Source organism: Methylotenera mobilis JLW8 (assembly GCF_000023705.1).
GTDB lineage: Bacteria > Pseudomonadota > Gammaproteobacteria > Burkholderiales > Methylophilaceae > Methylotenera > Methylotenera mobilis.
Genome location: NC_012968.1, coordinates 921,459 through 947,537 on the forward strand (window position 1 = coordinate 921,459; position 26,079 = coordinate 947,537).

Consider the following 26,079-nt stretch of genomic DNA (forward strand, 5'->3'; position numbering starts at 1 on the left):
TTAATGCACCTATAAAGTGCATCACATCACGCACTGCACCATATTAATTTTTGCTTGCTTACGCTTGCTGCACACTAAGTGGCTCAAGTGTATATACATATTCAAGGCAGTAGGCATGGGTTTTTCTGGTTGGCTTGTATTTTGCTTAAATGCTAAACATGCAACGGTGCATAAAATAAATACCATAATGATGTGAGTAAATAATGAATCAGATTTCTTCGTTTCAAATCGATAATTACCTGCCATTTATGCGCGACGTAGTGCGTTGTGAGCAGTCGTTACATGAGTTAAATTTAATGTGGAGAATCATTGAATCGTCGGCAAAAATGAATTGCCCGGTCGAGGCCAAAAGTATATTACCTACCATGGCTGCAACCCGCGCCGGCTTTAATCGCTTGGAAAAAGAGCTGGTGTTAAGCTTGGTACAGGAAAAAGTTGCTACTGTATTTAACGAGATTGGCACCAAGGCTAAATATGTCATCGATATTTTGGTGCGTAACCTGTATGAGCGTACAGCGGATGTTGGTTTTCTGGCTACCGACCGTGAGCTATGCAGTTTTGTGGCTGGGCTTGGTGGTACTGTGGATGAGATACGTTTACGTTTGCGTGCTTACCGAAGCAAATATACGGTTTATGACGAAATTATTCTGCTTGATGTTTCTGGCAACGTTTTGGTGCAGATTAATCAAGAAACACCAATTGAGGGCAGTTTAGACCCGTTGATTCATGAAACACTGCACTCGGAAGATTATGTAGAAACGTATCGTCATACAGATTTACGCCCCAATAAAGATAAGGCGCTGGTTTATTCAAAACGCATGTTGCACCCGGAAACCGGCGCAGTGATTGGTATTTTATGTTTGTGCTTTAATTTTGTAGAAGAGATGGCAGGGATTTTCCATTCGCATCGCGACCCTAGCATGCGCTCTGTAATGCTGCTGTTAGACCAGAATCAACAAGTGATTGAGACCAGCGATGCGCGCTGGGTGCCCGTAGGTGCGGTGGTGCCGGTCAATCATGACGCAAAATCAAGCTTAATGATTTATGGCGGACGTGAGTATCTGGTGGCTACATTTAAAGCCAATGGCTACCAAGGATATATGGGGCCAAAAGGCTGGCAAGGGCAGGTGATGACACCGGTAGATATTGCATTTACCGGACAGGAGACTAGCGCGCTAAAATCGCTGGATGCAAAAGTAGCCAGAGGTTTGCTATCGCATGCGCAGTCTTTCTGCCCACCGCTGTATGAAGTGATGACGGCAGCTTCTACCATCCGCCGCGTGGTGTGGAATGGTCAGGTCATGACTGTGGGCCAAACTGGTGAGTTATTTAAACTAAAAACTATTCTGGACCAGATTAGTGAGACTGGTACGCGCAGTAATGAGCTGTTTGCACAATCCATCAATGATTTGTACGAGACTGTGCTTGCTTCTAGATTGCAGGACTCTGAATTTCTATCACACTTGCTGGTGGATTTATTGGATCGTAATTTGTATGAGCGTTCTGATGATTGCCGCTGGTGGGCGGTGACGCCAGAGCTGAGATTCGCGCTGGCATCCGGACGTGTAGATGCTGCGAGTGTGTCGCGCATTACCGAGATACTGAATTATATTAATCAGCTCTACACCGTGTATACCCGTATTTTTGTCTATGATAAACAAGGCACTATCATCGCCAGCACTAATCCTGTTGATGAGAAAGGCACTATTATCGGCACCACGATAGACGATGCTACATTAGATGGCGTACTGTCTTTGTATAATGAGCAGCAATATTATGTGTCACCGTTTGAGGCGAGCTCACTTTATAGCGATAAGCCTACCTATATTTACCATGCGGCGATTATGGCACCTGATGGTACCGACGTAGTGGGCGGTATTGGTATTGTGTTCGATGCTACGCCTGAATTTAATGCCATGTTGCGCGGTAGTATTGCCGAAAGCGATTCTATCAAGGCTTTTTATATTGATAGGCAAGCTAAAATCATTTCCAGCACCGACCCTAGCCGTCCAGTAGGTTCTACTTTAGATATAGACCCGGATCTACTGACGATGCGTAATGGTAAGAGCGCATCGCGGATCGTGATTCGTGATGGGCATTACTGTATTCTCGGCTGCAGTGTATCCAACGGTTATCGCGAGTTTAAGGTGTCGGACGGGTATAAAGAAGACGTAATTGCCGTAGTGTACGATGCGTTTGGTGAGGTGCGTAATCACTTTAGCTCAGGGAATGATTCAGCATCAATTATTCATAGTTCATTGACACAGTCATCAGACCCTGAGTTTGCCACCTTCTTTGTAGATGAAATACTGTTTGCGCTGGAAGCTGAAATCGTTTTAGAGGCATTGCCGGCATCTGAGATTTCTTCGGTCTCTATCGGCAGTCGTTCTGAGCGAGTAGGGGTGGTTTCCGTGCAGAGTGATGTCAAAGGCTCACACTATGTTTGGGTATACGACCTGAGCTATCTATTAAGCGGTGTGCCTTCAGTGGTTGATAGTAATAGTCAGGTGATTGTCATCATGTGCGGTGAGCACAAAGTTGGTTTGCTTGTGGGTGCACTGCATTCTGTTGCACAGTTTAGTGAAGATCAAATTAGCAAAACGCCGTTAGCAAATGACAAAAGAGGCAACCTGATTAAGTGGATAATCAAAGCCAACGACGGTAATCTGTTTATTCAGTGCGTGGATGTGGATTTCTTATTAAGGATGCTGACTAATCCGTTCGATCCGGTGAAACAACAGTAAGCCGAGGGGGTAAGAAAACTGGGGATTAAAACCATGACGTAAAGCCTGCTGTTGCAGACGTTACGTCATAGTGGTTGAATAATTACAACCCTAAACTAGAACTTTGGATTAGAGACCTAGGCCGCTCGCGCTGTTGCGCGTGCCTTCAGCCGAGAAGCGGATTTTTAATGACAAATCGTTACGGGAATCCGCATAAGCCAGCGCGTTTTCATCGTCAATTTTGCCATTAGAGAAGAGCTTGAATAGGGATTGGTCAAAGGTATGCATGCCGATATCGGTATTCTCAGCCATGATTTCTTTGATTTCCCCCATTTTTTGCTTCTGTATCAGCTCGTTCATATAGGGGGTGTTAATCATCACCTCAGTAGCGGCCACACGTTTGCTTTGCACCCCCGGGATTAAACGCTGCGATATGATGCTCACCAGATTCATAGAGATTCCCAATAGCAATCCATTCCTGCCATCTTCTGGGAAGAAGGAAATAATGCGCTCAAGTGCTTGGTTGGCATTATTAGCATGTAAGGTAGCTAAGCATAAATGCCCGGTTTCTGCGTAGGCTAGTGCGTTTTTCATACCTTCCATATCGCGTACCTCACCAATCAGAATCACATCCGGGGCTTGGCGCATGGCATTTTTAAGGCCATTCTCGAAAGATAGCGTGTCGATACCGATTTCGCGCTGGTCCACTACTGATTTCTTATGCGGGTGAATAAACTCGATAGGGTCTTCCAGCGTGAGTATATGACCATTGCTGGTTTCATTACGGTAATCAATCATTGAAGCTAAGGTAGTAGATTTACCCGAGCCTGTAGCACCCACTACCAAAATCAGCCCGCGTTTGCGTGAGATTAAATCCTTGAGCACTGGCGGCAGGCCTAAGCTTTCTAATGAAGGGATATCTGTCTTGATATGCCGAATCACCATACCCACTTCACCGCGTTGCCTGAACACATTCACGCGGAAGCGGCCAATATCTTTTTTACCTAATGCAAAATTGCACTCCAGTGTGGCTTCAAACTCTTTAATCTGATCTTCACTCATCAGTGAGTAAGCAATTTCTTTAATCATGCCAGGCTGCATGATTTGGGCGTTGATGGGCGTGGTTTCGCCTTCAACCTCTATATGGATACTGGTGCCTGAGCTAAAGAATAAATCTGAACCACCTTTGTCCAGCATAAATTTCAATACAGGGGTGATGTCAATTGCAGCCATGATGGTGTCCTGAACCTTCTCAAATGTGTTTTGTTTTTTATAATTTAGTGCATTTGCACATCAATTGCATATCAATGACTTTAGCATAAATTTGATTGAAGTCATCAGTTCTGCGCCGTGTTACTGGGTGAACCAATGCGAGCCGCTAGCCAATGTTTGCCATGATTTGTGTATAAATTCTCTCTAAAGATAGCGTGAATTGTGCGGTATCAAATAAGTTGGATGTCATGTTTTCATCTTGCAGTTTTGCTTTTATGGCGGCGAGCTCGTTTGGCTGCTGTGCAAGTTGTAATGCACGCGCTTCATATTCGACCAATGAATGGGTGATTAGCTGGGGTAGGCCTGCTGCTTGCAATAAACTGCCGGCAACGCGTGAGGAAAATGTATCTCCAGCACAGGTTAATACCGGTAAGCCCATCCACAGTGCATCGCTGCAAGTAGTGTGGGCATTGTATGGCTGTGTGTCTAAAAATAAATCAGCATGTATGTGGCGAGCCAGATGGTCGGCAATGTTAACGCGCGGTGCAAAAACAATGCGCTCCTTGGCGATGCCACTGCGTTGTGCTGCCAGCCATAAATTCTGCTTGGCCCAAGTGTTGCAGTCTAGCAACCACAGCACGCTATTGGGTAGCTTGTTGAGTAAGCGCAACCAAATGCTAAACACGTCTGCGGTAATTTTAAATGACTGGTTAAAACTACAAAATACAAAAGCGTTATCAGGTAGGTTGCATGCCTGACGTGTAGGGGCTTTGCCAATAGGGCGTTTGCGGTCATTGGGTTGGTAGCTATATGGTAGCAGTGCCAGCTTTTCTGCATAGTGCGGTGTAGTGTCAGCCGGTGTGATAAATGCGTCAGTCAGTAGGTAGTCGAACAGCGGCGTGTCGGGTGCGTTCTGCTGGTGCATTTCCCCCATAGTGCCGGGAAACCCCAGCCAGTTAACGTTAACCTTAGCTGGGCGCAGTGCAGCAATCCCGCTGCGGCTGGTTTGTGTAAAGCCGGTTAAGTCCACCAAAATATCAATGCCGCAACTATGTATCTTTTTGGCAGCGTCAATGTCAGAGAGTGTACGTATATCGTGAAATTGGTCAAAAGATTTTTCCAGTCTAGCTCTGGCACTGGTTTTATCATTCACGCCATAGGAGAAAGCATAAGTTTCAAAGCGGTTTTTGTCATGTAGCTCAATCAACTCGCTGATAAGAAACGCCAGCGGGTGCAATCTGAAATCTGCGGATAAATAGGCGATTCTAATTTTGTTGTTAGGGCTGGTTGTATTAGCAAAGTTGAGCTGTTTTCCTAGCTGTATCAATTGCGCATAACGACTGTTGGCCCAATTGCTGGCACAGATTCTTTGCTCTTCAGCACTGGTGCTAGGCATCGCCAAAAAGGCAAAAGGTGATATTTGTGCGCTAGGTTCGTGCATTACCCAGTGGCGAATCTGCTGTATATCAGCCTCTAGCCCATCCCAGTCACACATATGCTGCTTTTGGTGTACCAAATGTACTTTAGCGTGATACAGCTTGGGGTTGAGTTTAAGCGCAGTTGTATAACTGGCTACCGCTAAATCCAGCTGGCCTAGTTCACGTTGTACGTTACCTAAATTGTTATGGGTATCAGCATCGTTTGGGTCTAGCTGTAACGCTTTCTGATATTGTTTGGCAGCATCATTGGGTTTGCCTAGCTCGCGCTGTGCGTTGCCCAGGTTATACAGCAGCCTTGCGTCTTGTGGCCCAAGCTGCAAGGCTTCCTGAAAGCAAGCTTCTGCCTGTGTGAAATTACCTATGGTATGCGCCTGATTGCCTAGTGATGATAAGCAGTGGCATAGTGCTGCACGTACTTCATCCTCTCTTGGTTTGACTTTAAGCACACGGTGGTAGTAAGAGGCGGCCTCTTCAAACCTGTTCGCTGCAAGTAGCGTATTGCCCAGATTGAGCTGTAGATCTAAGTCTTTAGGCTGCAACAAGATTGCCTGCTGAAAGCTTTTGATGCTGGCATCTATGTTGCCCGCTGCGCGCAATGCCAGTCCATAGTGATTGAGGTAATCGACTTGTTTGGGGTTAATCGCCAGGGCTTGTTCCAGATGCTTAACGGCAAGTGCATTACGGTTAGTTTGGTAATATACAAGACCAAGCATGTGGTGCGCGTCAGCCTGTTGCGGTTGTGCAGCGAGTGCTTGTCGGTAGAGTGACTCTGCCTCAGCTAATTGACCTGCACGATGATATTGCACTGCTGTTAGATACGGTGATTGCGTCATGAACTCATTTTAACCTGAAATTTTATGCGCAGAGGCTACCGTTTTTGCCAATTGTTTTAAACCCATTTCCCGTAGCAAGAAACGATTAGGGTTAAGCAGGCTAGCGAGTACATGGCTGATGGGTAACGGCTCGTGTGTAATCATGCTGGCTAGTATTTCCGCACACAGTGGAGCGCTGGTGAAGCCCTTACTCCCGTGCGCCGCGTTGATATATAAGCCTGATATCCAGGGTAGCGCGCTAGACGGGGCACTGGGTCTCACCGGTTTTATCTTGAGAGCTGCACCGTCTATCAACTCGCCTACTAAAGGCCAATAATCATTAGTAGTACAGCGGTAAGACACGCGACCACTCATGATATTTGGCTGTAACTCCTGATAGAGTGATGTGGAAATATGCCCGAGTTTATTGAGGTTCTCAATATGATCTTGCGTTGTAGGGCTTAAATCCTGCGGTGCGGTAGATGGCGTCTCTACGTTGGCAAATGATGCGCCTAAACAGTGTATTGGCTGTAGGCCAACGGCCGGGCTTAGATAGCCATCGCTGCAAAGTATGGTATTAATGCGACGGCTCATCGCGCTTGGTTGCAATACGCTAACTTGGCCGCGTACGGCTTTGGCTTGTAGTGGCAAATCAGGTAGTAACTGCTGTGCGTCGTTGGCGTTGGCAATAATTAACACTTGTGCCGTGGCAAGTAGTTGAGCTTGATTGTAAACTTCAAAGCCATGGGTTTCTTTGCTGAATCCAGTCACTTGCTGGCTATGTAAAACGCTAATATTAGGGTGCTGCGTTAAGTGCTGGCATAGATGCTGTGGCTGTAGCCAGCCAGCCGTCGGAAAGTACAAAGCGTCATGTGTAAGCGGGATGCCGGCAATGACGCTGGCTTCATACTGTGTTACATAGCGGAGTAGGCTGGCTGGGTAATTCTGCGCCGCAACCTTTTGAATACGTGCGAGCTCTCTAGCATTAAATCCCAGTTGCAGCATGCCGCAAGCAGAAAAATCAGCCTCAGGGAGCTGCAGTGATTGGTAAACCGCCAAACTGTATACATAGCTCGCCAGTGCAAATTGGCTGCCTGCATCATCGCCACTTAAACGTGGGTAGAGCATGGCGAGCGGGTTGCCTGAGGCTACGTTGGCAATCTGTGCTTGACGCTCAATTAAGGTAACTTTTATGCCACGTCGGGCGAGGGCATACGCACTGCTGCAGCCAGCAATACCACCACCAATCACTATGGCCGTATTAGTCATGCGGCGTACCTATCATTTTCCCACTAAAGCTTCCACAAAGCATTTCGCGCTTTTTGCCAAAACCTGGACGTTTGCTAACGTGAAAGCCAGCCGCGATTAAACCGCGTCTTACATCGCCTGCGCTGGTAAAGGTCGCAAATGTGGTGTCGTGATGTGCATGTGCTGCCATCTCACGAAATAAGGCGTGCTGCCACATGTCCGGGTTTTTGGCAGGAGCAAAACCGTCTAGAAACCAAGCATCGGCTATGTTGGGAATGCGCGTTAATTGCTCAGTAGCATCACCGATATGCAGAGTTAGCTGCACTCTTTGTTCATAAAGATTGATGGTCTGCTTATGCACCAATGCATTGTATTGATGCAGCATTGTGGCGCTGAATGCCGCGAGTTGAGGCCATAACGCCAACGCTGCCCTCAGGTCAGCCAAGCTCAGTGGGTATTTTTCTACACTGACAAAATGTAATGTCGCATGTTGAGGTGCATACGCTAACCACAGTTGAGCTGCACATAAGAAATTTAGGCCAGTACCAAAACCGGTTTCAATAATGGTAAAGTGAGTTAAATCAGGCTGTTGCCAGCGTCTTTGTAAGTCATTGCCTTGTAAAAATACATATTCGGTTTCTAATAAGCCATTATCGCTAGAGAAATAAACGTCTTGAAATTCGCTAGAGTAAGGTAAGCCATCCTTCCATGCCAATTGCATGGCCTGGCTTCGGCTATCTGAGTTGGTGAGGTGGATATCTGACATGGATTTTAATATTGGTATGAGGCTCAAGTATCTGCTCAATTTTAAACGATAAAGACACGCAGCGTGAGACCATGTGCGTAATCTTGGGCGTTTGTTTAAGGCCGATCTGTGTAGCCAATGACGCCTAGAAAAACTCGTACTAAACCATATGCAATCCATGAAAGGAAACGCTTTGCACTGTGGCCTTTTGCCCAGTCGTTGGCCTTAATCTGGTAGGCTCCATTATTGATGGCGGCGCTAATGTCTTGGTGTAACGTGGCGGAAAAATGCTTGTTTTTAACAAATATATTGGCTTCACGTGCTAAAAATAGGCTAAATGGGTCAATGTTGGATGAGCCAACTGTGGCCCATTCTTGGTCAATCACTGCTACCTTGCTATGCATAAAGCTTTTACGATACTCGTAAATCTGTATGCCATTTTTTAAGAAGACATTATAAAAAGCATGGGTGGCAAACATTAGAAAGTATTCTTTACGTCCCTGCAGCAGCAGTTTGACTTCCACTCCGCGTGCCGCCGCACTGATTAATGCCTTGCGAAAGCGCCTGCCGGGGATAAAGTAAGCATTGGCGATAATAATCTCACGTTTAGCACGATAAATCGCCTTGAGGTAAGCCGCTTCGATATCGCGCCGGTGCAAGATATTGTCACGCGTGATGAAAGCGGCTTTAATGCTGCCCTTGGTGTAGCGCGTGGGTGCTTGTGTGCTGATTCTAGGTAAAGGTTTGGTGTGAAAATGCAGCCATGCCAAGTGCTGCCATAGTTTTCTTACACTAGTAGCGATGATGGGGAGCAATGTGCCTTGTACGCGTACCGCGTAATCAATTCTAGGGGCGACCTGATGTGGCACGTTATTGTCGTCGATGATGTTAATACCGCCCACAAACGCAGTGACATTGTCGATGACCACCACTTTTTGATGCAGTCTACGTAGCCGATTTTTTTTAAAAGTCCACGGTGATATTTTCTGGCGGTAAATCATGACATGGATGCCAGCAGCTCTCAGTGACTCTATATAAGCTGGCGCTAAAGTCTTGGAGCCAAAACCATCAATCAACAAATATACAGCAACCCCGCGTTGCACCGCCCGTATCATTGCTTCGCCAATGCGGGTGCCCACTTTGTCTGCTTCGTAGATATAACTTTGTAAGTACACTTCATGTCGCGCATGGTCAATCGCGTGTTCAAGCGCGGGGAAGTACTCCGCCCCGTTGCGTAACAGTTGGATGTGATTGCCGCTGGTGAAATGCATCATGCCTTAATGCCCTTTGATAAGGGTAGCGGACAGCATGGCATGGTCAGATAGTTTCACGAAATGTGCACCAGAGTGCACCTCTACGTGTTGAATCTTAAATCCGCGGGTGTAAATTCGATCTAACCTGAGAATAGGCAGCCATGAAGGAAAGCTGCGCGCAGGCTTGCCGTTTTGATGGGCAAACACCTCCTGTAAACCAACTTGATGTGAAAAATGTCTGCCGGAGCGCATACCCCAATCGTTAAAGTCACCGGCAACGATCAGTGGTGAATGGGCCGGAATATGGCGCTGGATATAATCTTTAATCAATATCAGCTGCTGTTTACGCCAGCGTGCAAACAGCCCTAAATGCACACATATGGTATGCAGTGGCGTATCCCAGTTTGGGATGTTGATTTCGCTATGCAGCATGCCGCGCTCTTCGCTGCTATGTGCAGAGATATCAATATTGGTGGTTTTGATAATTGGAAATTTAGACAGCAAAGCGTTGCCGTGATGGCCGGCAGGGTATACCGCATTTTTACCGTAAGCGTAGTCTTTCCATATAGTATCGGCCAAGAACTCCATTTGTCCTGCGGTAGGCCAAGCGTCAAAACGTCTACTGTGCTCGTGATGCACGTCACGCACTTCTTGAAGAAATACCACGTCTGCATGTAGTTTTCTTAGCAGTTCACGCTGGTGGTGTAGTGATAAGCTAGTATTAAAGTGCGTTAACCCTTTATGGATATTAAATGTGGCAATACGAAGAGTGTTGTGCACGTTAATTCCGCTTGATAAAGTGTTTAGTCGATAAAAGTCACTTCTATGCCCTGATCAGACCCCAGATTTTTATCAGGGTTATCTATCCAGTATTGATAAAACTCGCGTATCACGAGTAAAAACAGCTGCTTGTTTTCATCAATTTTAAATAAAGGCAGCGTCATGTCTACCGCAACGCGGTATACGCGGGCATCGTCAGTAGGAGCACCTTTTAATTGTAACAACAGTATCTTTGCTAAATTAAGACGATTATCCAGCAACTGTGGATTGGCACCTTTGTCTTTCAAGGCCTGAGCGTAGGCAGTTAGATGTCTGGTTTCGGTAACATCGAATTTTGCAGTGCCTAAGCGATCGGTCAGTGCTTTCAGCGTAGTTGGTACCGGCTGCCATTTTAATGGTTGGATATCAAAGCCGCCTTGTCTGCTGAACGCAGCGATGGCCTTGATATCTTGCATCCAAAATGGGTAGAACTCCCGTGCGGTATTCAGGCTGTCATGCCAGATATCGGCCGGGATGGTTTTGATGATTTTTTCTATGGCCTTGCTGTAGCTTGTGCGCTCCAAGGCCTGGTTTTCTAAAAGCGGGATAAACTGATCTAAAAACAATGAACGTTTGTAAAGCATGCCACTTTTTGCGCCTTTTTTTTCAAGTAATTTGAAATAGGCACTAATGGCTTCTTGTTCGCGGGTGTGGGTCATTTATTTTTGTTTTTCACCAATATGTGTTTCTCCGCGCTGTTTTGCTAGCGTTACTTGTTTTTGTCGCTCTAGCAATTTCGCGCGTTTTTCTTCTGAGACTTGATCATAACAGTGTGGGCAAGAGATGCCGGCAACGTATTTTTCGCTTTGCATTTCTGCGGGTGATAGTGGGTATCTGCATGCGTAGCACTGATCATAGTCCCCAACTTCCAAATTGTGTTTAACCGCAACGCGCTGGTCAAATACAAAGCATTCGCCTTCCCACATGCTTTGCTCTTCAGGCACGGTTTCCAAGTATTTTAATATACCACCTTCTAAGTGATACACCTCATCAAACCCTTGGTCCAGCATGTAAGAAGATGCCTTTTCACAGCGGATGCCGCCAGTGCAGAACATCGCTACTTTTTTATGTTTGGTTTTATCAAAGTGTTTGGCCACATACTCGGGGAACTCACGGAACGTGGTGGTTTTTGGGTCGATTGCGCCTTTAAAGGTGCCAATGTCTACTTCGTAATCATTACGCGTATCAATCAGCACAACATCCGGGTCTGAAATCAGCGCATTCCAGTCTTGAGGCTTCACATAGGTGCCTACTTTTTTAGTCGGACTGACGCCTGGCACGCCTAGGGTTACGATTTCTTTTTTCAGTTTTACCTTCATGCGATAAAACGGATGTTCATCGGCAAAAGATTCTTTATGCTCTAAATCTGCAAATTTCCCGGAAAATTTTGGATCGGTGCGTAAGTAGTGCAATACTTGACGAATGTCGTCCGGGAGGCCGGCAATGGTGCCATTGATGCCTTCTTCTGCAAGCAGGAGTGTGCCTTTAATCTGGTGCGCTTTGCACGCGTCCATAATGGGTGCTTGCAAAGCCTGATACTCAGGCAAGCTAACAAATTTATAAAGGGCGGCGGTCAGGTACTTAGGCATAGCAGCAAAATTTCAATGTAATACGCTATTTTAACAGATGATTTTATAAATCGATGTTTATCTCAAATGGCGTTGCTCTACATCAAGTTGTACTCAAAGTTTTACTCGCCATGTAATTGCCATAGGGACGACTTCTGGTATGGACAACTACATGACGCTAAAGTTACATGCTTAAGCGTTGAAAACTAGCACTTCACCGTTGCCTTTGTAGGCTGCATCACCTACAAAGCGCTGTACGCGCTGTGAACTTAATTGGCTAAATTGTGTGTTGTATTTCTTAAACGATTTAAATAACAAGCTCAGGTAGGGCAGTGTGTGTGTGCCGCAATTCTGAATGGTGGCGTGCAGGGCTGGCGCACTTTTTAGCAGTAGGGTGCCGCGGTGCATATTAAATGCGGTATAAGCGCCTACCTGACCCCATACGCCAATGGTGCCTGCAATCATGCGGCTACCGCAATAATCACCGGCGTTGCCTTCTATCAGAATCAAGCCTCTGCGCATTTGGTCGCCAACGCGGTCGCCGGCATTGCCTTTAATAATCACGGTGCCGCCGCGCATACCTTTGCGTAGGCCTTCAGAACCTGCACCTAAAAAGTCACCCACGTTGGCATCAACTTGCAACAGGCCATTCACCATATTGCACGCAGCATAGCTTTCAGCACTGCCGGTACAGTGGATTTCACCGTTTTTCATGGTAAAGCCTAAATATGCGCCAGCGTTACCATCAACAGTGATTTTTCCGCTAGACATATGCGCACCAATGTAATCCAGCTTGTTTGATGCATTTTTAAATACTACGTGCGCTGCATCATCGCCGCTAATGTCAAACAAGTCGCCAGCCAATGCCGTGCTGTTGCCATAAGTCACCTTAATGTTGGCAATGTCTGAGGCTGATTTGTTGGCTAAATGATCTGGTGTTAAAGCACTGCAATTAACCGAGAATTGAAGTGGATTCTTTAGAGTAAAAGTAAGCGCGTTCATGAATTGCTGCCGTTTAAAATGTCATGTAATTTGAATAAGTGAGGACCAAGTTTGCCGCCGTAGTTACCTGCTGAAATGCGTCTTACGCCGCTGTCAGCACCTAGGTTGCAGATGGCTTCTATACCCACTTTCATCGAGAGTGCGATGTCTTCGAAGGTTAAGCCGTCAATCACAATTTCCATCACGCTTTCAATCTCAGGTGAAAGCTCGGTGTTGGTAGCGCCTTTTAGCGTAGGGCAGAATGCATCATTGGTGGAGGCAAACATGGTTTTGTATTTACTGCCGACTTTAGAGCCGGAGCGTACTACGCCGCCTGGGAACGGCATAATCACGTTCGGTACTTTCTTCATGGCTTCAATCGCAACTTCAGCCGCAGCTAATGCCGCTGGTTGTGAGGTGGCCAAAATCAGAAAGTTGCCACCGCCGATAGCGCGTACCATACCAGTGGTTTCTTCAGTGATAAATTCGCCGTCCATCACCGGAATACGCCAGTAGCGTTTACCATCAATCAGTTTAGAGGTTTGGTAGCCATCACCAAAATAGCGCAAGTGCTTGCCCAGACTGATTTTATCTTCGCCGTCTATGCCGGAGAATGCTGCCGCAGTGGGGCAGGTTAAAATACATTGCCCCATGCGTGTTTCTAGTTGTTGCATCAGTACTTTGCTGCCCATGGCGAACATCAAAATGCTTACGCCTGGTCTGCCATCCGGGGTTTCTTTGGTAGAGAGCTCGCGCTCGATACCAGCTTCTACACCACAGCCAATTACGGAGGTAGCAAAGCCTGTCATGGCATTAGCGGCATGGTATGCCCATTTAAGGTTTTGCGCGGTAATAATCACGCGCGTACCGCGCATGTTAAATGCTTCGGCAAAGGTATCATCAATTTGTATATTATTTAGCAACATCATTATTTAGGCCGTTGGATCAGCAGTTTTAATTTTATCAATCCATTCTTCAATCTGAATGGTACCTAGTTCTTTTACTTTGTTGAGGTCTGTGTCCGGCAGTACATCTTGTACTAAATCCAGACGCTTCCACTCGGCAAGCGGTGTTTCGCAATGCTCACGCGGCACGTAACGTGAATCACGTACTTTGGTACGCTGGTGAACGTAGCGCGGGCAGTTCTGCCATAACTCAGATAAGGTCACGCGCACGATAAAGTCTGCTTCTTTGTACTCGCTCATCAGCGGGTCATTACGTGAGATTGTGGCTGTGCCTTGCACACGAATACGATGCGGTGTTTCAAATGAAATAAACAGCAAGCCTACTTGTGGCTGTGTGGTAATGTTCCCCATAGAAAAGAACATGCCATTGCCGTCGTAGCTTGGAAAAGCCAAGGTTTTGCTATCGATCACTTTAACAAAGCCAGCATCGCCACCTTTGTAAGACACGGTAGGGCGGCCTTGATGGTCTACGGTGGATAGGAAAAACATATCCATGTGCTCGATAAAGCCTTTTGATTCATCATCAAATTCGGTTTTACAAGCTAACTCCTCAACGCGATCTGCCATTTTACGTGTGGCAAATTCATCCTGCAGTTGACGGTGCTGTTCGCCATATAGTCTACTCATTTCGCATCCTTTCAGTCGCGAGACTGTTAGTTTTCATTGACGACAACGCTGCCTCTGCCATCATCAAAAATCTCCGCATCGCTAATTTTGAAATTATCCATGCTGATGGTTTGGTAGCGGTCAAAATATTGTTTCAGCTCTTTTTCTACGCTGATATCAAAGTTTGGTTTTGCGGTATGCGTAGCACCCCATACCACTTTAACCACGGTACCGTCTTTCACCACCAGCTCACCATTTTTAAATACGTAATTAGGTTTGGCAAACATGGCTTCGCGGTCTGCTTGGTCGGTATAAACCGTAATGTCTGCATTAGCGCCTACACCCAAGTGGCCACGCTCGTTCATACCAATTAGCTTGCTGGCGCCGGCGCGTGTCATGATTGCGATGTCATATAGGCTGTATTCGCGGTCTAGACTAGTGAGGTTGCTCATAGACTGCGCGTCTAGGTTCAACTTAGCAAAGGCTTCATTTCTGAAAGACTTATCCATCAGTAAGCGAATTAAGTGTGGGTAGCTGGTAAACGGTGCGCCATTCGGATGGTCTGTGGTTAAGAAAATACGCCACGGATCTTCCACTGATAAGAAAATCTCCAAACCGATTGCCCATTGCAAAGCGTTCACATAGTTCTGGTCGCGATATTTAAACGGTAATACACCACAGCCAGCATCGCACTCAATATCCATAATCACGGATTTTTTCGGGTTTGCATGCTTAGCATTCAAATGCTGCATCATGGAGTCGCCGGATGCAGTCACCGTTTGGTTAAACAGGATTTGACCTACGTCTGCCGTGATGTTTTTGTTTTTATTGATCGCTTCTGCAATTTGCGCTGCTGCTGATGAAAACTTCTTATCGCCTTCCGTACCGTAACTATGGAACTGAATATGCGTTAAGTGCATAGGCAGGCCATTACTTGCTGTCATGGTATCCAGTGTGGTTTGGAAATTACCAGCCGCGCCTAGGTTGTTACAGTGTACGTGCAGTGGTTTGGCAATGCCAAGTTCATGCACCGCGCGGCTCAGGCTTTGCAGCACCTCACGCGGGCTTACTTGGTAATGCTGATGGTTTTCGTCTAAATTCAAGCGACGTTGATTGAATTTAAATGCGCTAATACCGCCTGGGTTCACCACTTTAATACCGATGGTCTGTGTGGCATGTAAGATCCACGCGACGTAGTCGTTAATCGCCTTTTGATCTTTTTTCGCAGTTAGCATGCGCAAGAAGTAATCATCATTACCCAGCATTGCGTAGCCGCCTTTGTCGATCATCGGGGTGTCGCCCATCTCTAAGTGCGCTTGGCGTGCGTTGATAGGTGAAATCGCTGGTTCGAACGCAGCGGTATAACCCATCTCAATATATCTAAAGCCTGTGTCAGTCGCGGTTGGTGTAGCGTGGTGGCTACAGTAAGGCGTACAGATGTGCGCTTCTGGTTCGCTCAGGTTTTTGATTTCCTGCATCTGTTTTTGCTGGTATTCAGGCAGCATCATACGTGCAATATTGACCTTGCCGCCGCCGATGTGGCTATGCATGTCAATCGCGCCCGCCATCACTACTTTGCCAGTTAAATCATAGGTTTGGCTGATTTTAGTGTTATCTAGCGGTTTAGGTGCGATACGGCCTTGGTGAATATAAATGTCTTCGACCACACCATTTTTGTTGTGTGCCGGGTCGTATAGTCTGCCGTTCTTGAGTAAAGTGATCATGCTAATTCTGCCTCGATTTTCGTGATTACCTCGCTCAAGTTGGGTAATTCGTTATTACGTAATTTTTTTAGTGGTAGCGTGATAGAGCTATCCATGCGGAACATTGAGCCTGCATGGTCAACACCTGGGATGCCAACCGGAATAAATACATCTGGTGTGCGCTCAAACTTAGTGTCTGGGTGCCCAATGACCACAGTAGGTAGTGTGGTTTGTGGTACGTCGATTGGGTTGAAACTGCTTACCCAGAGTAGGGTATCGCTATTTTGTAATTGTTTTTGTGTGCTGAAATGATAGTTGTCATATTCAGGTTTGCCGTTTACAAAGCGGTTTCTAGTAGGGTAGCCGCTTAACCATGTGCTGGTGTTGTTGACTGATGAGTCGCCATCACCTGAGTTTAGTGGCAAGCCCGCAGCGCGCGTGGTTTCATTCAGCTGGTTTACCAGCTGCACGATACTTTGGATGGTGAGTTCTGCGTGGCTGAATTTAAGGCTGCTCGCCGACCAGACTACCACTGCGTATTTAGCGGCTTTTAATTTTTCTACCAAGGCTTGCAAGGTGGCAATTGCCACGCCGCCTACGCTTTCTGCATTGATCTTTTTATTGATTAACAAGGCGTTAAGCGCGTTCACGATTTCTGGCACTTGCTTAGGGTCGTTGCCTATTGTGCTAGCAAGTTTGCCTTCTGGTGAGGTTGTTGCGTGGATTTTGTCTGCAGGTACGCCCAAGTAAACTACTTCTGGGCTTGGTTTGTTAAACAGGCTGGCAGAATCCCAAACCAGTTTTTCAAAGAAGCGTGGATGGCTGGAGCCAATGTCTGTGCCGATGGCTAAAATCAAGTCAGCACGATTTTTAACTTCTGACAGCGTTGTGGTGAGCCAGCCGCCATTTTGCATGGTGAGCGTATTGCGAACGGACGATTCGCTGTGCATGTGGTCTAACGTTGCATTGCTGGTAGCAGCTAAGCGCATGATAGCGCGCATGCCTTGTACCTCGGTGCCAAGCCCGGCAATCAATGGCGCCTTACTTTGCGCCAGAATAGCCGCAGCAGCTTTAATGGCAGTCTCCAGATCAGTCGTTTTACCTGCTACGCTAGGTGCAGTGTTGGCGATACCTGCATGAAATGACTGCTCAAAAAAGCGAATGCTTTTGGCACAGGCGTTTTGAATAGACATTGGTGCGGAACTTGTTAGCACTAAATCATCACAAAGCATGCCACAGGCAGGGCAGGTAATTGAGGTGGGGAGGTGGGGATTTAAATTGTTTTTCATAATAACGTCAATTTTGACACATCAAAGGTGATTCTAAAACTCATTTAATTAACACAGTAACATAAAATGTTGGTTTATTTTAAGTGCTAAAAATGGTATTTTAACGGTCTTTTCAATAAGTCAATTTAATGGAGTAATTATGGCAGTTCAACGCACGCTTTCTATCATCAAACCAGATGCAGTAGCAAAAAACGTAATCGGTAAAATCTACACACGTTTTGAAAACGCTGGTTTGAAAATTGTTGAAGCTAAAATGGCACAACTAACACAAGCTGAAGCTGAAGGTTTCTACGCAGTACACAAAGAGCGTCCTTTCTTTGCTGACTTAGTAAAATTCATGGTTTCTGGTCCTGTAATGATTCAAGCTTTAGAAGGCGAAAATGCAGTGCAAGTTAACCGTGACTTGATGGGTGCAACTAACCCTAAAGAAGCTGCTGCTGGTACCATCCGTGCTGACTTTGCTGAAAGCATCGATGCAAACGCAGTGCACGGTTCTGATTCTGCTGAAAATGCAGCTATCGAAATCGCTTACTTCTTCGGTAAGTAATTTAATTATTCAGGTTGCATAGGGTTGCCTTGCAAGCTAATGACTTGCGAGCTAGCGAATCTTGCAATCTAGCGAATAATTAATCGTTAATATTAAGGTGTAAACAATTTTGGTCAATCTGCTCAATTACAATCAAAAACAGCTCGCTCAATGGTTTGCTGATAGAGGTGAGAAACCTTTTCGTGCCAAACAATTAATGCGCTGGATGCATCACTTTGGGGTGCATGATTTTGAGCAGATGACTGATATTGCCAAAAACCTGCGCGAAAAACTGGCTGTCGATGCAGAGATTACTTTGCCGACAGTGCAGTTAGCTCAGGTGTCTAACGACGGTACACGTAAGTGGCTGATCGGTACTGATACTGCAAATAGCATAGAGACTGTGTTTATCCCTGAAGATGACCGCGGTACTTTATGTGTTTCTAGCCAGGTAGGCTGTGCACTTGAGTGCACCTTTTGCTCTACTGGGCGTCAAGGATTTAATCGCAACCTAAGTGTTGCCGAAATTATTGGTCAGGTGGCTATCGCTAATCAAACATTGCGACAAGAGCCGGGCTACGATATGTTGCCTGCGAATGACCGCATCATCAGTAATGTGGTAATGATGGGCATGGGTGAGCCGTTAGCTAACTACGATAACGTAGTTACCGCTATGCAGATTATGCTGGATGACTCAGCATATGGTTTAAGTCGCCGCCGCGTGACTTTGTCCACCAGTGGCATGGTGCCAGCGATGGATAGGCTGAAAGAAGATTGCCCTGTGGCATTGGCGGTGTCTTTACACGCGCCAAATGATGCGCTGCGTGACGTGATCGTGCCTATCAATAAAAAATATCCACTCAAAGAATTAATGGCAGCGTGCAATCGCTACCTAGAAAAAGCGCCACGCGACTTCGTTACGTTTGAGTACGTGATGTTAGATGGTGTGAATGATACCGTTGAACACGCACACCAGCTTCTAGAGTTAGTGAAGAACGTTTCTTGTAAATTTAACTTAATACCATTTAATCCATTCCCTAATAGCGGTTATGATACGTCTAAACCAAATCATGTACGTGTGTTCCGTGATATCTTGATGCAGGCCGGTTATGTTGTGACCGTACGTAAAACTCGCGGTGACGATATTGATGCCGCCTGCGGTCAATTAGCAGGTAAAGTGCTAGACAAAACGAAACGCACTGCTAGGCATATTCCTATAGAATCCGTTGATTAAACGAGGTGAGTGTTAAATGAATTTGATCCAGTTACTTACTCAGCAGTTTGAGTCAGTTAAGTCTTCTCCACGTAAATCTCCTGCATATGGGTTGAGTTTTGTCGCTGTGCTTGCTTTGCTGATGACCGCTTGCGTCACTCAGTCCCAGCAAGCCAATGATAACGGTGCTTCAAAGGCGCGTGCGCGTGCGCACTCGGATCTTGGTTCCGTGTATTTGCAGCAGCGCAATCTGGAGGTGGCTTTGGATGAGTTTACAATCGCAACGAAAATTGATCCTAGCTCTGCGATGGCATACAACGGTTTGGGTATGGTGCATTCAGCACTTGGTCAAGATGCTTTAGCTGAGGCGAGTTTCAAGCAGGCTGTGCAAATCGAGCCTAATAACTCAGAGTCACATAATAACTTTGGTAATTTTTTGTGTTCACGTGGCCGTGTAGACGAGTCAATTAAAGAGTTTATGGCTGCGGTGAAAAACCCATTGTATGCTACACCAGCCATTGCATACACCAACGCCGGTGTATGCTCGCTACGCAAGCAAGATGTGCGTAATGCAGAAGTTTATTTTCAACGCGCATTACAGTTAGAACCGCTGCTTCATTCTGCTGCTTATCAGCTAGCGCTCATTCAATTCAACCGCAATGATGTAGCTAACGCCAGAAATACCCTGCAAAACGCGATGTTAAGCAGACCAGGCCCTGAGTTGCTGTGGCTGTCAGTAAGAGTTGCGCGTTTGTTAGGTAACCATGATGATGAATCAAGCTATGCGCTTGAGTTAAGACGTCAATATCCAGATTCAGAACAAGCTAAGTTGTTACAGAGTGGAAATTAACAATGACAGATACACAACAGGTTGAAGAGATAGTCGAAGAAGTTGCTGTGAGTGCGTCATTAGGCGCTGTGCTACAGGCAGCAAGGGATGCAAAGAAATTATCGCAGCAAGATGTGTCAGATAGCTTGCGTTACAGCGTGAAACAAGTGGATGCGCTAGAGCGTGATGCCTTTGATTTACTGCCGGATGCGATGATTACGCGTGGTTTTATCCGTAACTACGCGCGTTTGCTAGAGATAGATGCAGCACCGCTGCTGGATATCTACCGCCAATTGTCGCCAGTACAGTCACCTAGTCTGCTTGCGGTAAACCCTTCGATGCAGCCTGTGCAGCTCACTAAGGATAATACGCCATGGCTGACTTATATTTTAGGCAGCATTTTGGTTTTGTTCTTTTTACTGGCATGGTTTGTTTACATTGAATACTTGCCACATCAGGCTAAAATCGCGGACGAAGCTGCGCCTCAGGTAGCTGCACCCGTAGCCGAGCAGCCAGCGGATACGCAAAGTGCTACAGAAGTAACTTTGCCTGAGGCTGCCTTACCAGAAGCCGCTTTGCCAGCGGCGGAACGTCAATTCCCAGAAGACGCAGTGCAGGGTCAGGATACTGGTCTTGCTAATGGCGCTGTGGCAAACGCACAGCCTGCCACTCCAGTTATTGCGCCGGTACAGCCAGCAACTGCGGCAACGCCGTCAGCTCAAGTTTCGTCAGTTCAAGTTCCAGTTTCTCCAGCGCCAGTTAAAGCAGAGGCGCCAGCTAAGGTAGAGTCTCAAATTAAACCTGAGTCTAAAGCTAACCCCGAACTTAAAGTAAAGCCAGAGTTGCAAACAAGCGCGGGTTTGAAAAAAGTCGGCATGACGGCGACTGAGAAATCTTGGGTGCGCGTGAGCGATAAAGCTGGACAGATATTGTATGAAGCTACTTTGAATGCTGGCGATACACAGTCACTGAGCTTTCAGACACCGTTTAATGTCGTGATTGGTAATGCTAAAGCGACTGCTGTCAATGTTTCTGGACAGGCTATGGATTTAGCTGGTTATACTCGAAACAATGTTGCACGTATCAGTTTGGAGTAATCATTGAGTTTGTTTATGCAAAATAAAGCCCGCAATACCTTGCAAGTGATGGTGGGGCATGTGCCAGTAGGTGGCGGCTTGTTAGATACTTTGCCGGCGCCAGTGGTGGTACAGAGTATGACCAATACCGATACTGCGGATGCGGAAGCAACCATCAAACAGGTTTATGAGCTATGGCAGGCTGGTTCCGAGGTGGTGCGTATCACGGTGAACTCTCCTGAAGCTGCTGCGCAAGTTGGTAATATCCGTCGTGGCTTGGATAAGCTAGGCTGCAATGTACCGCTGGTGGGTGATTTTCATTACAACGGACATAAACTACTGGCGCAATATCCAGATTGCGCTGAATCGCTAGCGAAATACCGCATCAACCCAGGTAACGTAGGCAAAGGCTCTAAGCGCGATGAGCAGTTCGCGGCGATGATTGAGGCTGCAATTCAGTATAAGAAGGCTGTGCGTATCGGTGTGAACTGGGGCAGCCTGGATCAAGCCAAAATGGCACAGATGATGGACGACAATGCCAAACTGGCAGAGCCATTGACTGCTGATGCATTAATGCGTGAAGCGTTAATACAGTCTGCGCTGGAGAGTGCGGAGCAGGCGGTAGCGTTAGGGTTGTCACCAAATCAGATTATTATTTCTTGCAAAGTCAGTGATGTGCAGGATTTGGTTAAAGTCTATACCGAGCTAGCTAATCGCAGTGATTATCCGCTGCATTTAGGTTTAACCGAAGCTGGCATGGGTTCTAAAGGTATCGTCGCGTCAACCGCTGCTTTGGCTTTGCTGTTACAGCAAGGTATAGGCAATACGATTAGAGTTTCGCTCACGCCGGAACCCAATGAGTCACGCACGAAAGAGGTGGTGGTTGCGCAGGAGATTCTGCAAACGATGGGCATACGCTCATTTACTCCACTGGTAACAGCTTGCCCAGGTTGTGGCCGTACTACATCAACTTATTTCCAAGAACTTGCGATGCAGATTCAAACCTACTTACGTAATCAAATGCCGATCTGGCGCGATGCGTATGCTGGGGTTGAAAACATGAGCGTGGCAGTGATGGGATGTGTGGTGAATGGTCCAGGTGAGTCCAAGCTAGCCAATGTAGGCATTAGCCTGCCAGGTACGGGTGAAGTGCCGGTTGCGCCAGTATTTGTAGACGGTGAAAAAACCGTCACGCTGAAAGGCGACCACATTGCCCAAGAGTTTCAGGCAATTGTTGAAGCTTACGTGCAGAAAAACTATGCCGAAGGTGGTAAGTTGCGCCTAGCATCTGCGCCAAAAATAATTCCAATACAAGCAGTCAATTCATAATAGGCAATTACAAAAGTTCATGAGTAACAAATTTCAAAGCATCAAAGGTTTTTACGACATTCTGCCTGAGGCTACGCCTTTATGGTTTAAGTTAGAAGACACAGCACGGCGCGTGTTGTCGCAGTATGGCTACAAAAATATCCGTATGCCCTTAGTTGAATCTACCGATTTATTTGTGCGCAGCGTGGGTGAGCATACTGATATCGTAGAAAAAGAAATGTATGCATGGGAAGACGCGCTTAACGGCGACAAGTTGACCTTGCGTCCTGAAGGTACCGCCGGTTGTGTGCGCGCCGTGGTTGAAAATAACCTTACCTATAATGGTCCTGTGCGTTTGTGGTATAGCGGTGCGATGTTCCGCCATGAGAATGTACAAAAAGGACGTCAGCGCCAATTCCATCAAATTGGTGTAGAAGCGTTTGGCTTCAATACACCAGAGGTGGATGCTGAGCAAATTGTATTGCTGGCAAGGCTGTGGCGTGAGCTTGGTATTGCGGATGTTGAGCTGCAAATTAACAGTATTGGCGATGCGCACGAGCGTGCCGAATATCGCAATGTGCTGATTGCCTATTTTGAGCAACATGCAGACTTACTGGATGAAGATGCTAAGCGCCGTTTGCATACCAATCCCCTGCGTATCCTTGATACTAAAAATCCGCGCATGCAAGCCATGTGTGAGGCAGCACCCAAACTGCTGGATTGCTTAGGCGCTGAAACTCGTGCCCATTTTGAGGGTCTGTGTAAACGTCTGAATGACGCTGGTGTTGCTTACACAATTAATCCACGTTTGGTGCGCGGTCTGGATTACTATAACCGCACGGTATTTGAGTGGGTAACCACAAAGCTTGGCGCACAGGGCACAATTGCTGGCGGTGGTCGTTACGATAGCTTGGTTGAACGCCTAGGCGGTGATGCAACGCCTGCATGCGGTTTTGGTATCGGTTTAGAACGCGTATTTTTGCTGATGCAAGAGTACCAAGTTGTAGCGGATGATGCACCCGATGTGTATTTAGTGAATGTAGGTGAGCAAGCCGAAGCAGCTGCGTTTGGTATTGCCGAGCGTTTACGAAATGCTAATATTCAAGTGATATTGCATGCTGGTGGCGGCAGCTTTAAGTCACAGATGAAAAAGGCCGACCGTAGCCGTGCTAAGTATGCGGTGATCTTGGGTGATGATGAAGTTGCCAATAACGAAGTGGCATTGAAACCCTTGTTAGCAACAGTGAAGGGCGAGCAGCAGAAGCTGAGTGTAGAGGCCGCAGTTACTTATTTAACTATTAATCTTTAATACTAATTAACTTAACTAAATAGTAAGCCTAACATTTAAAAGTCAATCTAGGCGGAGCGTGATGAGCATACTTACTGATACAGCACAGCCAAGTACCAATCTGTCAGGTACAAAGCAGCCGCTATTGCAGTTGCAGCATGTGAGCATCTCTCCTAAAGCTGCGCCATCACGCTTATTGGTCAATGATGTGAGTTTTACTATAGAAGCTGGTAAAACCACTTGTGTGGTGGGCGAGTCTGGCAGCGGTAAAAGTTTGACCGCATTATCGGTCATGGGTTTGTTGTCGCAGCAGTTACAGCTCAACAATGGCAAGGTTTTATTTAACGACAATGAAACCGGCCTGCAAGATATTAGCTTGCTATCCGAGAAAGCCCTGCAAAAAATCCGTGGCGCTAAAATCGCCATGATTTTTCAGGAGCCCATGACCTCACTGAACCCAGTGCTGACCATTGGTTATCAAATTGGCGAGAGCTTAACGACGCACTTAGGCCTGAAAAATCAGGCTTTAAAAGATAAAGTTGCTGGTTTGCTGGAAATGGTGGGTATCCCGCCTAGCCGTGCAGGTAGCTATCCGGATGAGCTATCTGGCGGTCAGCGCCAGCGTGTGATGATTGCAATGAGCATCGCTTGCGAGCCACGTTTGCTGATTGCGGATGAGCCTACTACTGCGCTAGATGTGACGGTGCAAGCCCAAATTTTGAAATTGCTGGACGATCTGAAAACTCGCATGAATATGGGCATGCTGTTTATTACACATGATTTTGGCGTGGTAGCCGATATTGCAGATAACGTCGTCGTGATGTTTAGGGGCGAGATTGTAGAATCTGGCACTAAACAGCAGGTGCTGGATAATCCGCAGCACCCATATACCAAAGCATTGTTGGCATGTGTGCCAGACGCCGAGGGTAAGAAAGATTTAAAACCGATTGATTATGCTTGGTTGCCAAACAATAACAATCAATCAACGGGTGCCGCATTATGAGTGAGTACATCCTAGAAGCCAACCACCTAACCAAAACCTACACGCAGCGTAGCGGCAAGTTTGGCTTTGGTAAAACTACGGTAAAAGCATTGAATGATGTCAGCATCAATTTGCGTGCGGGTAAAACGCTGGCTGTAGTTGGTGAATCTGGCAGCGGTAAATCCACCTTGGCAAGATGTCTGTTACAATTGCAGTCGATTGACAGTGGCGAAGTGATTTTTGCAGGTAAGGATTTAGCTAAGCTTGATGCAGAAACGCTACGATCCATGCGTAAAGATCTGCAAATGGTGTTTCAAGACCCGTTTGCGTCGCTTAATCCACGTATGCGTATTGGCGATTTAGTAGGTGAGGGCTTGCTGATACATGGCCTGGGTGATACAGCCGAGCGTAAACGCAAAGTAATTGCCATGTTAAAGCGTGTTGGCTTAACTGAGGCTGATATGCAAAAATACCCGCATGAATTTTCGGGCGGGCAAAGGCAGCGTATCGGTATTGCCAGAGCGTTAGTGCTACAACCTAAGGTCGTGGTGTGTGATGAGCCGGTATCCGCGCTGGATGTGTCGATACAGGCACAAATACTGTTGCTGCTTAAAGAGTTACAGCAAGAAATGGCATTAAGTTATATTTTTATTAGCCATGATTTACGTGTGGTACGTCATATTGCAGATGATATTGTGGTGATGCATCAAGGGCGAGTGGTCGAGTTAGGAAAAGTCGCTGATATTTATGAGCAGCCGCAACATGCCTATACACAGAGTTTATTGGCAGCGATTCCGGGTAAAAAAGTGGTAAATGGATAAGCGCTGTAGCGTAAGTTTTTGAATTAAATATATATTAGGATTAAGAATGGCATACGATTTAGAAGAGCAAGAACAGTTAGATGAGTTAAAAGCGTGGTGGAAAACTTACGGAAAAATGGTCATCAATTCGGTGATAGGTTTGTTAGTGGCTTATGTCGCTTACCAAGGCTGGACATACTATCAAACTAAACAGGCGGTGAATGCTTCTACTGAGTATCAGGCGTTGCTAGTTGTAGATGCTAAAGATTTAAAAGGTGTGCAAGCGAAAACTGCCGTGTTGATGGACAAATACAGTGCGACGCCATATGCAGGTCGCGCTGTCGTGTTCGCAGCGAAAGCTAATTACGAAGCCAATGATATCAAAAGTGCTAAAGCACAGTTGGAATGGGCGGTCAGTAATGCTAAAGAGACTTCTGTGAGCGCGATTGCTAGCTTACAGTTGGCTAATATCCTAGCCGAAGAAAACAATTTCGACGCAGCCTTAAAAGTGCTGGAAGCAAAACATGATGCAGGTTTTGATGGTTTGTTCCTAGATATGAAAGGCGATGTATTACTGGGTTTAGGTAAACGTGACGAAGCTAAAGCAGCATACGAGCTTGCGCTGACTAAACTTGATGTGCAAGGCCGCTATCGTCATCTGACACAACAAAAAATTGATTCGCTAGGCTAATAA

23 protein-coding genes are annotated in these 26,079 nt (G+C 46.4%); 10 read left to right on the forward strand and 13 right to left on the reverse strand.

Features of this window, described 5'->3' with window-relative positions; all coding sequences use genetic code 11:
• Nucleotides 1-203: 203 nt before the first annotated feature.
• Nucleotides 204-2,744, forward strand: a complete 2,541-nt coding sequence (locus tag MMOL_RS04325; protein ID WP_015831796.1) for a chemotaxis protein CheW — start codon at nucleotides 204-206, stop codon at nucleotides 2,742-2,744.
• A 108-nt stretch (nucleotides 2,745-2,852) separates the two neighbouring features.
• Here the strand turns inward: MMOL_RS04325 and MMOL_RS04330 are convergent, their stop codons facing one another.
• From MMOL_RS04330 to MMOL_RS04390, 13 genes are all read right to left on the reverse strand, one after another.
• Complete coding sequence (locus MMOL_RS04330; RefSeq protein ID WP_015831797.1) at nucleotides 2,853-3,956, reverse strand: PilT/PilU family type 4a pilus ATPase; 1,104 nt, start codon at nucleotides 3,954-3,956, stop codon at nucleotides 2,853-2,855.
• A 145-nt stretch (nucleotides 3,957-4,101) separates the two neighbouring features.
• Nucleotides 4,102-6,207, reverse strand: a complete 2,106-nt coding sequence (locus tag MMOL_RS04335; RefSeq protein ID WP_015831798.1) for a tetratricopeptide repeat protein — start codon at nucleotides 6,205-6,207, stop codon at nucleotides 4,102-4,104.
• A 9-nt stretch (nucleotides 6,208-6,216) separates the two neighbouring features.
• Nucleotides 6,217-7,455 carry an FAD-dependent 5-carboxymethylaminomethyl-2-thiouridine(34) oxidoreductase MnmC1 gene (gene mnmC1 / locus MMOL_RS04340; RefSeq protein WP_041928534.1) on the reverse strand — a complete coding sequence of 413 codons (1,239 nt, stop codon included), beginning with the start codon at nucleotides 7,453-7,455 and terminating at the stop codon, nucleotides 6,217-6,219.
• A complete protein-coding gene (mnmC2, locus tag MMOL_RS04345) occupies nucleotides 7,448-8,200 on the reverse strand; it encodes a tRNA (5-methylaminomethyl-2-thiouridine)(34)-methyltransferase MnmC2 (protein ID WP_041928535.1) in 753 nt (250 codons plus the stop codon). The genes mnmC1 and mnmC2 overlap by 8 nt, the downstream gene beginning before the upstream one ends.
• A gap of 95 nt (nucleotides 8,201-8,295) precedes the next feature.
• On the reverse strand, nucleotides 8,296-9,453 hold the full coding sequence (gene clsB / locus MMOL_RS04350; protein WP_015831799.1) for a cardiolipin synthase ClsB: 1,158 nt from the start codon (nucleotides 9,451-9,453) through the stop codon (nucleotides 8,296-8,298).
• A gap of 3 nt (nucleotides 9,454-9,456) precedes the next feature.
• The gene (locus MMOL_RS04355) at nucleotides 9,457-10,212 is read right to left on the reverse strand and encodes an endonuclease/exonuclease/phosphatase family protein (RefSeq protein WP_015831800.1); all 756 of its coding nucleotides are present in this window, start codon (nucleotides 10,210-10,212) and stop codon (nucleotides 9,457-9,459) included.
• Between the two features lie 23 nt (nucleotides 10,213-10,235).
• Entirely contained in the window at nucleotides 10,236-10,910 is a 675-nt protein-coding gene (locus MMOL_RS04360) for a hypothetical protein (protein ID WP_015831801.1), read from the reverse strand.
• Nucleotides 10,911-11,840 (reverse strand): oxygen-dependent tRNA uridine(34) hydroxylase TrhO, encoded by a 930-nt coding sequence (gene trhO, locus MMOL_RS04365; RefSeq protein ID WP_015831802.1) that lies wholly within the window; start codon nucleotides 11,838-11,840, stop codon nucleotides 10,911-10,913.
• Between the two features lie 171 nt (nucleotides 11,841-12,011).
• The gene (locus tag MMOL_RS04370; RefSeq protein ID WP_015831803.1) at nucleotides 12,012-12,821 is read right to left on the reverse strand and encodes a formylmethanofuran dehydrogenase subunit C; all 810 of its coding nucleotides are present in this window, start codon (nucleotides 12,819-12,821) and stop codon (nucleotides 12,012-12,014) included.
• A complete protein-coding gene (fhcD, locus tag MMOL_RS04375) occupies nucleotides 12,818-13,726 on the reverse strand; it encodes a formylmethanofuran--tetrahydromethanopterin N-formyltransferase (RefSeq protein ID WP_041928688.1) in 909 nt (302 codons plus the stop codon). Before fhcD ends, MMOL_RS04370 begins: the two co-directional genes overlap by 4 nt.
• Before the next feature lie 6 nt (nucleotides 13,727-13,732).
• The gene (locus MMOL_RS04380; RefSeq protein ID WP_015831805.1) at nucleotides 13,733-14,392 is read right to left on the reverse strand and encodes a pyridoxamine 5'-phosphate oxidase family protein; all 660 of its coding nucleotides are present in this window, start codon (nucleotides 14,390-14,392) and stop codon (nucleotides 13,733-13,735) included.
• A gap of 26 nt (nucleotides 14,393-14,418) precedes the next feature.
• Nucleotides 14,419-16,095 (reverse strand): formylmethanofuran dehydrogenase subunit A, encoded by a 1,677-nt coding sequence (locus MMOL_RS04385; RefSeq protein WP_015831806.1) that lies wholly within the window; start codon nucleotides 16,093-16,095, stop codon nucleotides 14,419-14,421.
• Nucleotides 16,092-17,267 carry a formylmethanofuran dehydrogenase gene (locus tag MMOL_RS04390; RefSeq protein WP_238524396.1) on the reverse strand — a complete coding sequence of 392 codons (1,176 nt, stop codon included), beginning with the start codon at nucleotides 17,265-17,267 and terminating at the stop codon, nucleotides 16,092-16,094. The genes MMOL_RS04385 and MMOL_RS04390 overlap by 4 nt, the downstream gene beginning before the upstream one ends.
• A gap of 235 nt (nucleotides 17,268-17,502) precedes the next feature.
• On the opposite strand from MMOL_RS04390, the gene ndk reads away from it, so the two are divergent.
• The 9 genes from ndk to MMOL_RS04435 all read left to right on the forward strand — a co-directional run bounded on the left by ndk (nucleotide 17,503) and on the right by MMOL_RS04435 (nucleotide 26,076).
• A complete protein-coding gene (gene ndk, locus MMOL_RS04395) occupies nucleotides 17,503-17,910 on the forward strand; it encodes a nucleoside-diphosphate kinase (RefSeq protein WP_015831808.1) in 408 nt (135 codons plus the stop codon).
• Between the two features lie 109 nt (nucleotides 17,911-18,019).
• Complete coding sequence (rlmN, locus tag MMOL_RS04400; protein ID WP_015831809.1) at nucleotides 18,020-19,123, forward strand: dual-specificity RNA methyltransferase RlmN; 1,104 nt, start codon at nucleotides 18,020-18,022, stop codon at nucleotides 19,121-19,123.
• 16 nt (nucleotides 19,124-19,139) lie between these two features.
• Nucleotides 19,140-19,952, forward strand: a complete 813-nt coding sequence (pilW, locus tag MMOL_RS04405; RefSeq protein ID WP_015831810.1) for a type IV pilus biogenesis/stability protein PilW — start codon at nucleotides 19,140-19,142, stop codon at nucleotides 19,950-19,952.
• Nucleotides 19,953-19,954: 2 nt separating this feature from the next.
• Nucleotides 19,955-21,028 carry a helix-turn-helix domain-containing protein gene (locus tag MMOL_RS04410; RefSeq protein WP_015831811.1) on the forward strand — a complete coding sequence of 358 codons (1,074 nt, stop codon included), beginning with the start codon at nucleotides 19,955-19,957 and terminating at the stop codon, nucleotides 21,026-21,028.
• Nucleotides 21,029-21,043: 15 nt separating this feature from the next.
• Nucleotides 21,044-22,336 carry a flavodoxin-dependent (E)-4-hydroxy-3-methylbut-2-enyl-diphosphate synthase gene (gene ispG / locus MMOL_RS04415; RefSeq protein ID WP_015831812.1) on the forward strand — a complete coding sequence of 431 codons (1,293 nt, stop codon included), beginning with the start codon at nucleotides 21,044-21,046 and terminating at the stop codon, nucleotides 22,334-22,336.
• Between the two features lie 19 nt (nucleotides 22,337-22,355).
• Complete coding sequence (gene hisS / locus MMOL_RS04420) at nucleotides 22,356-23,624, forward strand: histidine--tRNA ligase (protein ID WP_015831813.1); 1,269 nt, start codon at nucleotides 22,356-22,358, stop codon at nucleotides 23,622-23,624.
• Nucleotides 23,625-23,685: 61 nt separating this feature from the next.
• Nucleotides 23,686-24,606: an ATP-binding cassette domain-containing protein gene (locus tag MMOL_RS04425; protein WP_015831814.1), complete on the forward strand. Its 921-nt coding sequence runs from the start codon at nucleotides 23,686-23,688 to the stop codon at nucleotides 24,604-24,606.
• Nucleotides 24,603-25,406: an ATP-binding cassette domain-containing protein gene (locus MMOL_RS04430; protein ID WP_015831815.1), complete on the forward strand. Its 804-nt coding sequence runs from the start codon at nucleotides 24,603-24,605 to the stop codon at nucleotides 25,404-25,406. The genes MMOL_RS04425 and MMOL_RS04430 overlap by 4 nt, the downstream gene beginning before the upstream one ends.
• 46 nt (nucleotides 25,407-25,452) lie before the next feature.
• Nucleotides 25,453-26,076, forward strand: a complete 624-nt coding sequence (locus tag MMOL_RS04435; RefSeq protein ID WP_015831816.1) for a tetratricopeptide repeat protein — start codon at nucleotides 25,453-25,455, stop codon at nucleotides 26,074-26,076.
• The last annotated feature ends 3 nt before the right edge of the window (nucleotides 26,077-26,079 follow it).